The sequence below is a fragment of the Winogradskyella tangerina genome, from assembly GCF_003260205.1.
GTDB lineage: Bacteria > Bacteroidota > Bacteroidia > Flavobacteriales > Flavobacteriaceae > Winogradskyella > Winogradskyella tangerina.
The window spans coordinates 171,574-185,749 of sequence record NZ_QERF01000011.1; the positions used below are offsets into that span (position 1 = coordinate 171,574).

Annotated in this window: 9 protein-coding genes and 2 tRNA genes; 2 read left to right on the forward strand and 9 right to left on the reverse strand. The window is 37.6% G+C overall.

What is annotated here, in order from left to right:
* Window positions 1-55: 55 nt before the first annotated feature.
* From DDY94_RS15765 to porU, 5 genes are all read right to left on the reverse strand, one after another.
* Window positions 56-1,687, reverse strand: a complete 1,632-nt coding sequence (locus DDY94_RS15765; RefSeq protein ID WP_111685569.1) for a pyruvate dehydrogenase complex dihydrolipoamide acetyltransferase — start codon at window positions 1,685-1,687, stop codon at window positions 56-58.
* A gap of 3 nt (window positions 1,688-1,690) precedes the next feature.
* Complete coding sequence (pdhA, locus tag DDY94_RS15770; RefSeq protein ID WP_111685570.1) at window positions 1,691-2,689, reverse strand: pyruvate dehydrogenase (acetyl-transferring) E1 component subunit alpha; 999 nt, start codon at window positions 2,687-2,689, stop codon at window positions 1,691-1,693.
* 91 nt (window positions 2,690-2,780) lie between these two features.
* Complete coding sequence (cdd, locus tag DDY94_RS15775; RefSeq protein WP_111685571.1) at window positions 2,781-3,263, reverse strand: cytidine deaminase; 483 nt, start codon at window positions 3,261-3,263, stop codon at window positions 2,781-2,783.
* Window positions 3,264-3,339: 76 nt separating this feature from the next.
* A complete protein-coding gene (gene porV, locus DDY94_RS15780) occupies window positions 3,340-4,569 on the reverse strand; it encodes a type IX secretion system outer membrane channel protein PorV (protein WP_111685572.1) in 1,230 nt (409 codons plus the stop codon).
* Between the two features lie 64 nt (window positions 4,570-4,633).
* Window positions 4,634-8,488, reverse strand: a complete 3,855-nt coding sequence (gene porU / locus DDY94_RS15785) for a type IX secretion system sortase PorU (protein WP_111685573.1) — start codon at window positions 8,486-8,488, stop codon at window positions 4,634-4,636.
* A 331-nt stretch (window positions 8,489-8,819) separates the two neighbouring features.
* Between porU and gldJ the strand changes: the two genes are divergently transcribed.
* Together gldJ and DDY94_RS15795 are read left to right on the forward strand one after the other, a co-directional pair.
* Window positions 8,820-10,505: a gliding motility lipoprotein GldJ gene (gldJ, locus tag DDY94_RS15790; protein WP_111685587.1), complete on the forward strand. Its 1,686-nt coding sequence runs from the start codon at window positions 8,820-8,822 to the stop codon at window positions 10,503-10,505.
* Between the two features lie 64 nt (window positions 10,506-10,569).
* Window positions 10,570-11,850 (forward strand): UDP-N-acetylmuramoyl-tripeptide--D-alanyl-D-alanine ligase, encoded by a 1,281-nt coding sequence (locus tag DDY94_RS15795; RefSeq protein ID WP_111685574.1) that lies wholly within the window; start codon window positions 10,570-10,572, stop codon window positions 11,848-11,850.
* Window positions 11,851-12,056: 206 nt separating this feature from the next.
* On the opposite strand, the gene DDY94_RS15800 is transcribed toward DDY94_RS15795, so the two are convergent.
* The 4 genes from DDY94_RS15800 to DDY94_RS15815 all read right to left on the reverse strand — a co-directional run bounded on the left by DDY94_RS15800 (window position 12,057) and on the right by DDY94_RS15815 (window position 14,174).
* A tRNA-Val gene (locus DDY94_RS15800) sits at window positions 12,057-12,131 on the reverse strand.
* A gap of 62 nt (window positions 12,132-12,193) precedes the next feature.
* Window positions 12,194-12,448 (reverse strand): GIY-YIG nuclease family protein, encoded by a 255-nt coding sequence (locus DDY94_RS15805; protein ID WP_111685575.1) that lies wholly within the window; start codon window positions 12,446-12,448, stop codon window positions 12,194-12,196.
* Between the two features lie 370 nt (window positions 12,449-12,818).
* Window positions 12,819-12,893 (reverse strand) — tRNA-Val (locus DDY94_RS15810).
* Window positions 12,894-12,956: 63 nt separating this feature from the next.
* A complete protein-coding gene (locus tag DDY94_RS15815; RefSeq protein WP_111685576.1) occupies window positions 12,957-14,174 on the reverse strand; it encodes a bifunctional folylpolyglutamate synthase/dihydrofolate synthase in 1,218 nt (405 codons plus the stop codon).
* Window positions 14,175-14,176 lie beyond the last annotated feature (2 nt).

Here is a 14,176-nt window from a genome sequence, read left to right on the forward strand (position 1 = left end):
TTCAAAGATTCAAAATAGGACTTTTATTATGTCATTTTATATATACTTAATCTGGTTAAACCAGCATCGTTACAGGGTTTTCAATATAACCTTTTAAGGTTTGAAGGAATTGTGCTCCAGTTGCTCCATCGACCGTTCTATGGTCGCATGCCATTGTTAGCTTCATCGTATTACCTGGTACAACCGCTCCATTTTTCACAACCGGTTTAGACACAATGGCTCCAACCGATAAAATTGCGGAATTAGGCTGATTAATAATAGATGTGAAACTTTCAATACCAAACATTCCTAAGTTGGAAATGGTGAAAGTACTTCCTTCCATTTCATCTAAAGTAAGTTTCTTATTTCTTGCCTTACCTGCAAAATCTTTAACAGCGGCTCCTATTTGAGTTAAACTTTGTTCATTGGCAAATTTCACAACTGGTACAACTAATCCGTCTGGTACAGCAACCGCTACACCAATATGAACGTGATTGTTCAGTTTCATTTTATCATCAAACCACTGCGAATTGACTTGTGGATGCTGTCTTAAGGCCAAAGCACATGCCTTAACAATCATATCATTGTATGATATTTTTGTGTCTGGCATTGAGTTATACTGTGCTCTAAATGCGATAGCATTTTCCATATCAAACTCTACATTGAGATAGTAATGTGGTGCTGAAAATTTAGACTTCGCTAAATTCTTAGCAATTGCCTTACGCATATTTGAATTTGGAACTTCGTCAAAATCTTCTTGTCCTGATGGTACAAATTTCGCTACTGGTGCTGATGACTGAGCGACCGCAGCAGGCGTGAAGTTCTCAATATCACGTTTAATAATTCTTCCGTTTTCACCAGAACCGTTGACTTGCGCCAGATTAATCCCCTTTTCTTCAGCCATTTTCTTAGCCAGAGGTGAAACAAAAATTCTACCATTTGGGCTTGTTGCTGGTGCTGTAGCTACAGGAGCTGAAACTTTAGTTTCCGCAACTTTAGGCGCTTCAACAGGCTTAGACACTTCAGGAGCAGCAGGAGCAGGTTCAGATTTTGTCTCTGCACTTCCTACCTTGAAGTTTTTTGCTACTGAGGACACATCAGTACCAGCTGGACCAATAATCGCTAATAAGGCATCAACCTTTGCAGATTGTCCTTCTTCAAGACCTACATGTAATAAAGTTCCTGATTGAAACGATTCAAACTCCATAGTAGCTTTATCCGTTTCGATCTCAGCTAAAATATCGCCTTCTTCAACTTCATCACCAACCTTCTTCAACCAAGTTGCTACAGTTCCTTCTTCCATGGTATCACTTAATCGTGGCATGGTAACCACAATAACACCTTCTGGTAAATCTTCAGATGTGCTTTCTGAAGATGTTGTATCTGAAACGTCTTCAGACTCAGCTTCAGCTTCTGGAGTAGATTCTTGAACCTCAGTATTTCCGTTCAATAAAGAGGAAATGTCTTCACCTTCTTCTCCGATGATTGCTAAAAGCTGGTCGACCTTAGTAGTCTCCCCTTCTTGTACGCCTATATGAAGTAATGTTCCTTCGTGAAACGATTCGAATTCCATCGTAGCCTTGTCCGTTTCGATCTCGGCGATAATGTCACCTTCTTCTATTTTATCACCAACTTTTTTTAGCCAAGCCGCTACCGTTCCTTCTTCCATTGTGTCGCTTAGACGCGGCATGTTAATCACTTCTGCCATAGCTTATAATTTATGTGGTATAAATGGATAATCATCTTGTTCGTAAACGGCATCGTACATCACATTCATCTCTGGATATGGTGATTCCTCTGCGAACTTTTCACATTCTGAAACGCGCGCCTTAACACGCTTATCAATTTCTTTGATTTCATCTTCAGTAGCGTACTTTTTCTCTAAAATCACGTCCTTAACCTGAGTTATAGGATCTATTTTCTTGTACTCTTCTACTTCTTCTTTTGTTCTGTAATGTTGTGCATCAGACATTGAATGTCCACGGTAACGATAGGTCTTCACTTCTAAGAACGATGGTCCTCCGCCATTTCTTGCACGTTGGATGGCTTCATCGAAAGCTTCAGCTACTTTGATCGGATTCATCCCATCAACAGGACCTGAAGGCATTTCGTAACCTAATCCTAACTTCCAAATATCGGTATGATTCGCAGTACGCTCTACTGATGTCCCCATAGCATAACCGTTGTTTTCACATACGAATACTACTGGTAAATTCCAAAGCATTGCTAGGTTAAATGTTTCATGCAGTGAGCCTTGTCTTGCGGCACCATCACCAAAACAACATAAAGTAACCGCATCGCTTCCATGATATTTATCGCCAAATGCAATTCCTGCACCTAATGGAATTTGACCACCTACGATACCATGACCACCGTAAAATCTGTGTTCCTTAGAAAATATGTGCATTGATCCTCCCAGACCTTGTGATGTACCGGTTCCTTTTCCGTACAATTCTGCCATCACGCGTTTTGGATCTACGCCCATTCCTATAGGTTGAACATGATTCCTGTAGGCCGTGATCATCTTGTCTTTGGTAAGGTCCATAGCATGTAAAGCACCTGCTAGTACAGCTTCTTGCCCATTGTAAAGGTGAAGAAATCCGCGAACTTTCTGTTGAATATAAACTGCGGCTAGTTTGTCTTCGAACTTACGCCAAAACAGCATATCCTCATACCATTTTAGGTAAACTTCTTTAGTTATCTTTTGCATTTTTTTGATTCGTTCTTTTAATCAGAATAACAAAAATAAGACATTAGTCAGTAACCAAAAAACCGAAAATTGTAATTTTTGAACGAAAACGTTATAGGAAACTTCTATCGAATCCCAATGGTAATAAATTAGCCAATGAGTTTGATTTTGCAACCTTTCCGGTAGCGCCCATAAAATATATTTCAATGGGTTGGTCTTGTTTGATCTCGTACTCGGCAATTGCCTGTCTACAAGCCCCACAAGGTGGTATTGGTTTATCTGTGATCTGATTATTTGAAGATGCAGTAAGTGCCATTATGAGAAACTTGGTGTTAGGATACTTCGCTCCTGCATAATAGATTGCAGTTCGTTCTGCGCATAGTCCTGATGGATAGGATGCATTTTCTTGATTGCTCCCCGTAATGACTTCGTTATTTTCTAAAAGAATAGCAGCACCAACTTTGAATTTCGAATATGGTGCATAGGCCTTATCTCGAGCCTCTGCAGCAGCTTTCATGAGATTCTGAACATTTTCAGGAAGTTCATTAACATCATCAAAAACTTGTACTTTAGTTTCAATTTTAACTTCCTTCATATTTCAAATTCTTTATTAGACAAAAAAACTATTGCTTTTAAGACAATAGTTTTAAATATACTGTGATTATTTAGTTCTAATATTCATCATATTCACCATCACCAAAATTAAAGGTTAGTGAAAAACGCAAGGTGTTTTCTAATGGACTTTGTACTCGCGATGCTGAAAACAGATAAGATAGATCTAGATTGATCGTGGTATACTTAAATCCTGCACCAAGTGCGAAAAACTTACGTGCTCCTTTATCTTCAGCTTCGTTAAAATAGCCAGCTCTAAATGCAAAGTTTTCCTGATAGGTGTACTCTGCGCCTAAAGCCCAGGTAAATTCTCTAATCTCCTCACTAAATCCTCCCGGTGCATCACCAAATGATTGGAAGATACCGTTTAAGAAACTGACGTCGTTATCTTGTCCTTGTGTAATGATAGTTGGTTCGTTTTCATTAACATCTGGCGTGCTTGGGTCGTCTTCTGTTTGAACACCATCACCATTGGTATCAACAAACCCAAATAATGGTGGTGTTGGAACCAATAGTTTAGTAACTTCAGCAGTAATACCTAATTTACTGTATTCATCGAATATGAAATCGAAACCACCACCTAATCTTAAATTAGTAGGCTGAAAATTTTCTCTTCCGCCGTCATCGTAGCTAAACTTCGGACCTAAATTCTGTATTGCAAATCCGAATCTCCAACGACCATTAAAATCATTATATGCTTCCTCTTCACTTTGGTAATAACCGGTAATATCTGCTCCAAAGGAACTTGCAGCATTGGCATTTGGATCTACCTGATCGATTCTTAAGTCAGATCTCAAATATCGAATTGCTACGGACATAGCGAATTGATCGGCAAGTCGTAATGTATAAGCAATATCTGCGGTGAATTCATTCGGTTTTACATTAATCCCAGGGTCATTTTCACTCTGTGTTAAGGTTATTTCACCTAAACTGAAATATTTAAAACTTGCAGACACTGCACTGTATTCGTTCAATCTATTGTAATAAGTAGCGTAGCTGATAGAAATATCATTTACTAATCGACTTAAATAAGGTGTATAACTTAAACTCACTCCAGATTTTGCTTCAGAAAACACATATTTGGCCGGATTGTATTGTTGTGAAAATCCGTCCATTGATGTAGCTACACCCATATCTCCCATAGATGCTGATCTCGCGTCTGGTGCAATTAACATAAATGGTACACCTGTTGTAATTACGGAAGATTGATCAGGGAATGTTATGGTTTCTTGAGCAAAAGTAAAACTCAGCGCTAGCAGAGCTAAAAGGGATATTTTGTACTTCTTCATTTTGAATTTTGAATTCTTAATGCTAAGTGAATAACACTAAACAGTTAGCAAATATAGTTTATTATTAGAGTATGACAAGTTTTTGAATTTTTTCAACTTGCTTATTTAAACGGTTAGATCTTACTTTTAGTTTATAGACATAGACACCTTTTCCAATTTTATCACCAAAATCGTCGCGTCCATCCCATACAATATCTTTTGAAAGTGAACTTACAGATTTGCTTCCACCTGAAGTTTGGCCATTCAAGGTTCTTACCAATTTCCCAGAAACAGTAAAGATTTGGACTGAAATGTCTAAAGGTTCAACGCTATTATGATTAAACCAAAATTCGGTATAGTTAACAAAAGGATTCGGGTAATTTAGAACGTTATTAATTACCAATTCTTCATCCTTATCAAATACATTAAACTGAATTTCTGCAGTGGCTGAGTTATTGTAAACATCCCAGGCCTTTAAGGTCAAGGTATGCATACCAGGCTCTAGATCTCTAAATGGAAACGTCACCGTCCCGTTGGTGTAATCGTCAATATTAGCCTGATAATAATCATTCAACACAAAAGGATTAGTTTCATCGCCATCAAGTATGGCTGTGATATCATGACCTATTCCACTTGCTGTATTTATACCGTTATCGTCTTGAAGTTTAGCGAGTAAGTTTGGTGATTCGTTAGTAATACCTCCAGAAACAAAGTTTTCATCATTCATAAATAAATTGATTACTGGCCCTACGTTATCTTCTGGTGCATCTTCGTTTATACCACCTATCTGAACATCGAAATTCGCTCCAGCCTGATTTGACAACGGACTTTCCGTCTGAGCATAGAAACTTACTTTACCATTTCCGACAGGAATACCAATATCTCGAGGAACAATAAAATCGAATTCAAATTGACCGTTAGTAACACTTGCTTGCCCTTTGAAAATAATTTCACCTAGTGTGGTATAATCTAAAATAATTTGTCCATTTGCATCCGAAACCCCATCGTTGGCTAAGGTCTGACGCTCAATTCTTTTATCGTAAACGGTCGCGGTTAAGGTCCCATTATAATTAGGAAGTAAATTTCCATTTACGTCAGTAACCTCACCTGCCATTTTTGTGTAACTTAAGGCTTGAAGCACGTCTATTTGTTGTGAAATATCTACATCATTAACCTGTGTAAGTCTAATATTTGGTTCTGCAAAAGCCAATTTCATAGCTGGGTCACCAATCATAAAAACCAATCGTTTTTGGCTAATACCTGCAATGTTATTATCTATTTTTGTAAGGCGTAAGGCTTCACCAATTGACGGATAATCATTAGACCCAAAGGCAAACAAATAATCATCTAAGACCTCATTGTAGGACACGCCCACAGTCACAAAAATTTGTCTCGTTGTGGTGAGTAGGGCAACTGCTCCACCATTCTTATTCCAAAACGTAAACTCACCTGCCGTATCTCGGTTGGGGTCATCGAATTTAGTATATTCACAAGTAACAGTGACAAAAAGATTAAACTTACATATGTTATTGACTTCTTGCGCATCAAACTTGTCGAATATGCGCTCTTTCGCCAAACCATCTTCTCCTCCATGCCCAAAATAGTTAACTACAAGCGCTCCGACTTCAATAGCGTCTTTGGCGGCCTCATTGACTTCTGGATACCGATCTCCTGCAGCTGAGGATTCTTGTTCGAATGCATCCGTATGAATCTTAACAACATTCAAAAACGGTTTTTCAGCTTCAATTTCAGAACCGATACCATCTGTTGTCTCTTGAAGTATTCGTTCCCATAATTCATCGACATCATCTGAAATTAATAAGACATTATTTCGCCAACTACCATAAGCTTCAGGCTGGTAATAAGCCGCGATCTTATCTACCATATCTCGTGCACGTTGAAGGTCTTCAGCTAGTATTCTTCCAACGGCTATATCCATTCGATCGCCATTGCCCATGTCGCCTTCATCGTCATCTAACATGGCGAAAAAATCATCTGATACAAACGAATTAGTAAGACTAAAACTACTTGTTGAGTACCAAGACGGCACTAGATTTGTATTATTATTTAGTCGGTCTTTATAATCGTAAGAACCTTCTCCGAAAAGACATAGATATTTTAACCTCGATGCTGGCGAACTTGCATTATCGTATACATATTTGACAAAATTTCTTATGGCTGCAATGTCCTGACTTCCTGTACTAAATTCGTTATATATACTTTGAAGATCGACGACTTTGACATTCAAATTATATTGGTTTCTATTGATCTCTGCTAATCTTTCAGCTTGCGATATAAGTACAGTTGGTGATACGATGATATAATCGATATCCTCAAAATCGCCTTGTGCATTATTGAAGATGGTTCCTTTCAGGTTTTGGTTGGAAACTCTTGTATTTGATTCGCGTAGTGGCTGTAAAAAATTGTTCGAAGCAAAGGCTAAGTAAGTACGTTCTTCACCAGCGAATGCTTTAAAGGTCAATGTAGATTGACTATCAGGATTCCCAGTACTCGTCACATTAAATCTATCTGTTATATCCCAAACCTCTTGAAGCCCTTCTGCGTTAGAAATTGTATACTCCGCAACCCCAGGAGTTGATATGACATCTCTGTTTTTAAATACCATCTGAGTCCCTTGATAGGTCAGAGCTCTCGTAGCTTCAATATTGATATAATCTAAATAAGCATTCGCCGATGGGTTGCCATTATTGTCATAATCTAAGGTCACAGTTACAACATCAGACGAAATACTGAGATCATCATTATAAGAGACCGCTGTCCCTAGTACAGAACCCGGACTAATGACACCCAAATTTAGACTTGTTAAAAAGCTACCATTGACGGTGATACCCATAGTTGTTCCGTCAGTTTCTGAAACAGACCCAACAGCTATCTCTGTTTGAACTGGTTCTGTTGTTACCAAATTCGGGAAGTTAAAATTATAAACCCTTTGATTTTCAATATCGAATTTATCGCCGAACCATCTACGTCCTAGTTTGGCTAGATTATATTCATCGACTTCGTAAAACTGGTAATCTTGAAACGTGTTAATGTTGATATCGGCCGGAGCTTCGATAGTAGGCATCGCCTGAATTCTTTTACCATTACCCGGACTAACGTTGACATAATAGTATGTCCGATCAGTATATAGGTTTATATTGGTATTACTTTCTTCGTTATAGGTTTTTGGCCCTTCACCATAAAATAAAATATAGTCACCATTATCGAAACTTCCATCATTTTCACCAACGAACTTTATAGCATTTTCCACAACATCGAATGGATAGTTCTCAGAATTTTCTAACGGGAGCATTCTCCCACCATTGCCATATATCTTTATAGTTCTTGGATCCACAGAGTTTGTATTAATACCTAGACTATTCAAAAATCCACGGGTAAGTTGAAAAACACCAGACTCTTCAATATAGAATTTGTACCAATCGCCCGAACTTAGAACAGAATTTGTAATCTGAGATGAACTGCTTAAAATCGATGACCTATTTGCTAAAGTTGAAAAACTAACATTGAAAGCCTTCACTTTTTTATAAATACCACGATCTTTAACTATAGGACTTATCTCTAAATAATAAGAGGTTTTCCCTCTTGCGTTCGTATTTAAAAGCTCATATTTAATTTCTTCAGGAATAAGATTCGGGTTTAGATTTTTTAAGTCTGAATTGCTTATCGTTTCAAAAGAAACATTAGAAATAACAACTGAATTCTGATCAATCTGGCTCCCATTACTTTCCCATTGGGCAAAAAAGGTCAAGCCTTTTTTATCATCATAACTGAAATGTTTGTCATCGAAGCCCGGAACTATGATTTTACCATAGTCGGTTTGTAGAACCTTATCGCCGTTCCATTCTATTTTAAATTGTTTTTGTTGACCGTAGCTAAATAAGGTCAGAAAGAACACGACTAAACAATAGCAATTTTTCATTTAAGAATCTTAGTGGTTGTTGATAAGCAGTAAATTCATTTTTACTAAAAAACGCTAACCCGATTTGAAATAATAAATTTACAGTAAAATAACGCCTAATAATCTACGTTATTATAGGGCGAAATTTTTTATTTCAAAAATACAACAATAATTTATTTTTGAGCTCGTTATGAAAGAGCAAAATACGTCGATAAAAGGCGAAAAATCCGTTATTGTGCACGAAAAAAAGGATGAAATGCACATTTTTTTGAATTTTCAAGCAAAAAAAAGTTGTCAGTTTACCTTTAATTCTTATATTGCACAACTAAATTTTATGAGCTTACTTAAACATATGGATATGAAAAATGTCTCAAACCTCAAATTTTTAATAGCATTTGCGCTATGTGCTAGCATTGTTAGTTGCAAGCGTTCATCTAATTCTAGTAATGTAGATAGTGCTACGGGTTGGAAGATCAACGATAAGAACGGTGGTTTTCAATACAACACCAATTTTAAAGAGCAAGAAACACCACCTGGTACAGCATTTATTGAGGGTGGAACTTTTACAATGGGTAAAGTTCAGGACGACCCTATGCACGATTGGAACAACACTCCAAACCAGCAGCATATTCAGTCGTTCTACATGGACGAGCACGAGGTAACCAACCTTAATTACCTATTCTACCTAGATTATCTTAAAAATGTATATCCACCAGATGATCCTAATTATGCCCTTATTTATAAAGGGGCACTTCCAGATACATTAGTTTGGAGAAACCGTTTAGGATATAACGAAATGATGACTGAGAATTACTTACGTCATCCTGGTTATGCAAATTATCCTGTTGTAGGTGTAAGCTGGATTCAGGCTGTGGAGTATGCCAACTGGAGATCTAACCGTGTTGCTGAAATGTCTTTACAAGAAGCTGGTTACATCAAAAGAGATGCACATTTAACAGACTTAAATGCAGAAAGTACATTCGACGTTGACACTTACATCAATGCACCAACGCAAACTTACGGAGGTAATTCAGATGTTTTAGAAGGTGGTAAAAGAAGACAACAAACTGATGCCGATGGCAACCCAATCAATGTTTATGCAAACAGAGAATCTGGGTTAATTCCTGTAAAGTTTAGACTTCCAACTGAAGCTGAATGGGAATACGCTGCTTTAGGTATGAGCGAATTAAGAAGCTATAACGTCTACAGAGGGCGTAAAAAATATCCTTGGGATGGTCAGTACACAAGATCAGGTAAGCGTGTAAATCGTGGTGACCAGTTAGCTAACTTCAAGCAAGGAAAAGGTGACTACGGTGGAATTGCTGGATGGTCTGATGACGGTGCGGATATTACTGCTGAAGTTAAATCTTATCAGCCAAATGACTACGGTCTTTATGACATGGCAGGAAACGTTGCTGAGTGGGTAGCTGACGTATACCGTCCGATTGTTGATGATGAGTTTAACGACTTCAACTACTATAGAGGTAATGTTTATACTAAGAATGCCTTAAACGAAGATGGTACTGTAAGAGTTGTTACCGTAGATGAGATCGTTTACGATACTTTAAGTAACGGTAAGATCATTGCAAGAAATCTTCCAGGTGAAATTGCTAAGATTCCTGTTGACGAACAAGACACTTATTTAAGAACGCAGTTCGATAAGAGTGATAACAGAAACTTTAGAGATGGAGATAAGCGTTCTTCACGCTACTACAGAGAAAGTTTTGACGAAGGTGATGAAAGAATTGACGCTACAGGTAAAATGTATAACTCACCTAAGCACAAAGTTGAAATGGATACCATTGATGGTGAACCAAAAATGGTAAGACAATACGATAAGTCTAACACAAGAACTTCACTTATCAATGACGAAGTAAGAGTCTTTAAAGGAGGATCTTGGAGAGATAGAGCTTACTGGATCGACCCAGCGCAACGTCGTTACTTCCCACAAGATATGGCGACAGATTACATCGGGTTTAGATGTGCTGTTTCGCGTGTAGGATCAAAATCTGTGAAATCACAAAAGAGACGTAACTAAATCGTTTAAATAATATTGAAAAAGTCCTGATGAAATTCATCAGGACTTTTTTATTTTTAGGCCTATGGAAATAGGAACGCTTTATCAAAAATTTGAAACCTGTACTTCGGTTTCTACCGACACCCGAAAAATTGAAAAGGATGCCATGTATTTTGCTTTGAAAGGCGAAAACTTTGACGGTAACAAATTTGTAAGTCAGGCTTTCGAAAATGGAGCTAAGTACTGTGTGGTAGATGATTCTGAAGCTGTCATTAATTCAGATTGTGTTTTAGTTGAGGATGTTCTAACAACTCTTCAGAAGCTGGCAACCTATCATAGAAATACTATTAAGGTTCCTATTATTTCCCTAACCGGAAGTAACGGAAAGACCACGACTAAAGAACTTATTCATGCTGTTTTAGCTACCACTTACAAGGTAAAGGCTACCAAAGGCAATCTCAACAATCATATTGGAGTTCCGTTGACTTTATTAAGTTTCACTAAAGAACAGGATTATGGCATTGTTGAAATGGGTGCCAATCATCAAAAAGAAATAGAATTCTTATCCAATATAGCTCAGCCCGATTTTGGTGTGATTACCAATTTTGGCAAGGCTCATTTAGAGGGATTTGGTGGTGTAGAAGGTGTTATTAAAGGCAAATCTGAATTATACGACTATCTAAGATCAGAAGAAAAGAAGGTTTTTATAAATACCGATGACGCGAAACAAATAAAGCAAATTGGTAATTATGAACAGATCATCACCTTTGGTAAAAGCCCAGATAATGATTGCACCATTGAATTCTTGAAAGCCGACCCATTCGTAGCACTTAGGTATAAGGACGAAGAAATTAGCAGCCAGCTTATTGGCGATTACAACTACGGTAACATGGCTATTGCTGTAGCGATGGGGCATTATTTTGGAGTTTCCTCCGGAAATATTAAAGCTGCAATTGCAGCCTACCAACCAAAGAACAACCGTTCAGAAATCATTCAGAAAGGTAGCACACAAATTATCCTTGATGCCTACAATGCTAACCCAACGAGCATGTTGGCAGCCTTAAAGAATTTGAAGCAACTAGATGCTGAAACTAAGGTTCTTTTTTTAGGTGATATGTTTGAATTGGGTGAGGACGCCGAAATTGAACATCAGGCGATTGTAGATTATGCTGAAAACAATTTTGAACGGCATATCTTTTTGATTGGTGAAAATTTTTACAAAACAAAAACCACCAACACCACACAAAAATTTGCCCAATTTGAAGATCTAAAACCTCAACTAAAGGAATTAGACTTAATGAATGCCACCATCTTGATCAAAGGCTCGAGAGGTATGGCACTGGAACGGATTTTGGAGGGGATTTAATCTAAGGGTTGTAGGCAATATCACAGCTTATCTCGGTGATATCAACAACTAAAGCATTCTATAAAAAAGCTCGCCTTCGTTTTCTATCGAAAACTTCGGGAAGAAAATGGGTGCGTCCCGCCGTAGCTCGTTGAAGATTTTTTAGAATGTGCTACAAATAAAAAGCTCGCCTTCGTTTTTCTTTCAAAAACTTCGGCGAGCGAAGGTGGGTCATACTGGATTCGAACCAGTGACTTCTACCCTGTCAAGGTAACACTCTAAACCAACTGAGTTAATGACCCGTTTGCTTTTTCAAAATTAATAAAAATGGGATTGCATATCCCAAAGCTTTCAGCTTTGAAAATTAAACTAATCTTTTCTTATAAAAGGCTCTTCCAGAGCCAGATTTCAAATATTTTTCAAACTTATAAGCTTTGTATTTATCCGTAAAGACTAAATATGTAATCAATTTAATCGGCAATTTTTTACTCGTAGAAATTACCTTCCCTGACTTATGTTCATTTAATCGTCTTGCTAAATTATTTGTACACCCAACATAATTCATACCATTGGTACAAGATAATATATAAACGCACCATGTCTTGTTTTGATTCTCCATAATAGAAAATTTGCACAGCGGACATAGTCTATCGAAACTACGAATTTATTTAGAAAGAAATAATAAAAATTAACCTTAAAAAATTAAGTACTAAATATGAATTAAAAAGAGGAAATCTCAGTTTGACGATGGGCAGATTTTGCCTTCGTTTTTTATCGAAAACTTCGGCTAGTAAGTGGGTGCGTCCCGCCGTAGCTCGTCGAAGATATTTTAGAATGTGCTACAAATAAAAAGCTCGCCTTCGTTTTCTATCGAAAACTTCGGCTAGTAAGTGGGTGCGTCCCGCCGAAGCTCACCGAAGAAATTTTAGAAGTTGTTACAAACAAAAAGCTCGCCTTTGTTTTCTATCGAAAACTTCGGCGAGCGAAGGTGGGCGCGAAGGGATTCGAACCCCTGACCCCTTGGGTGTAAACCAAGTGCTCTGAACCAACTGAGCTACGCGCCCTAATTATTAGGACTGCAAATATAGACTAGTTTTTAATATCTCAAAAGGATTTTTACAAAAAAATCAAATTATTTCAGCCACCACAAATGTGCTGCCACCAACGTATATAAGATCAGATTTTTGTGCCGTATTTAATGCAGCTTTATAGGCCTTTTCAACACTACTAAAAACTTCTCCTTCAAGCTGATTTTCTTTAAATATTTCAGAAAGTTTGTGTGCATCTAATCCGCGTTGAATATTAGGTTTACAGAAATAAAATTGAGCCTTCTTTGGTAGCAACGGTATTATAGAATTGAGATCCTTATCACTTACAACTCCAAAAACCATATGCAATTGCTCATAGCTTTCCTCTTGTAATTGTTGCATCACATAAGTCAAACCCTCTTTGTTATGTGCTGTGTCGCAAATAACTTTCGGGTTATTTTGTAAAACCTGCCAGCGTCCTAATAATCCTGTATTCCTGGTGACGTTCAACAGCCCATTTTTCAACTGCCGGTCAGAAATTTTATAGCCTAATGACCTCAATAGTTCAACCGACTGCATCACCGTTTTAATATTATGTTTTTGATAACTTCCTTTAAGATCACTATCTAAATATGCTTCAATAAATTGATCTGCAAAATAAATCGGAGCACTGTGATTGTTAGCTTTATTTTCAAAAACTGATGTCGTCTCCGATTGAGTTTGACCGATCACCACAGGTGTATTGTGCTTAATGATCCCCGCTTTTTCACCTGCTATTTTTTCAAGAGTATTTCCCAAAAACTGCATATGATCAAATCCGATGTTTGTTATTATTGAAAGTTCTGGCGAAATAATATTTGTAGAATCTAGTCGACCACCCATACCAACCTCAACCACAGCAATATCAACTTTTTGCTTCGCAAAATAATCGAAGGCCATTCCAACAGTCATTTCAAAAAACGACAAGCTATTCACATTAAAAAAGGATTTATTTCGCTTTATAAAACCTATAACGAATTGCTTCGAAACAACTTTTCCATTGACACGAATGCGCTCTCTAAAATCCTTAAGGTGTGGTGATGTGTAGAGTCCGACCTTATACCCTGCTTCCTGCAGTACCGAAGCCAACATATGACTGGTTGAACCCTTGCCATTTGTTCCTGCTACATGAATTGACTTAAAACGTTTCTCGGGATTGTTAAGTTGGTTCGCGAGTTTTAAGGTGTTTGAAAGGTCTTTCTTGAAGGCCGATTTACCTTTATTCTGATACATTGGAAGTTGCTGAAACATCCATTGAATTGTATCCTGATAGTTCATAG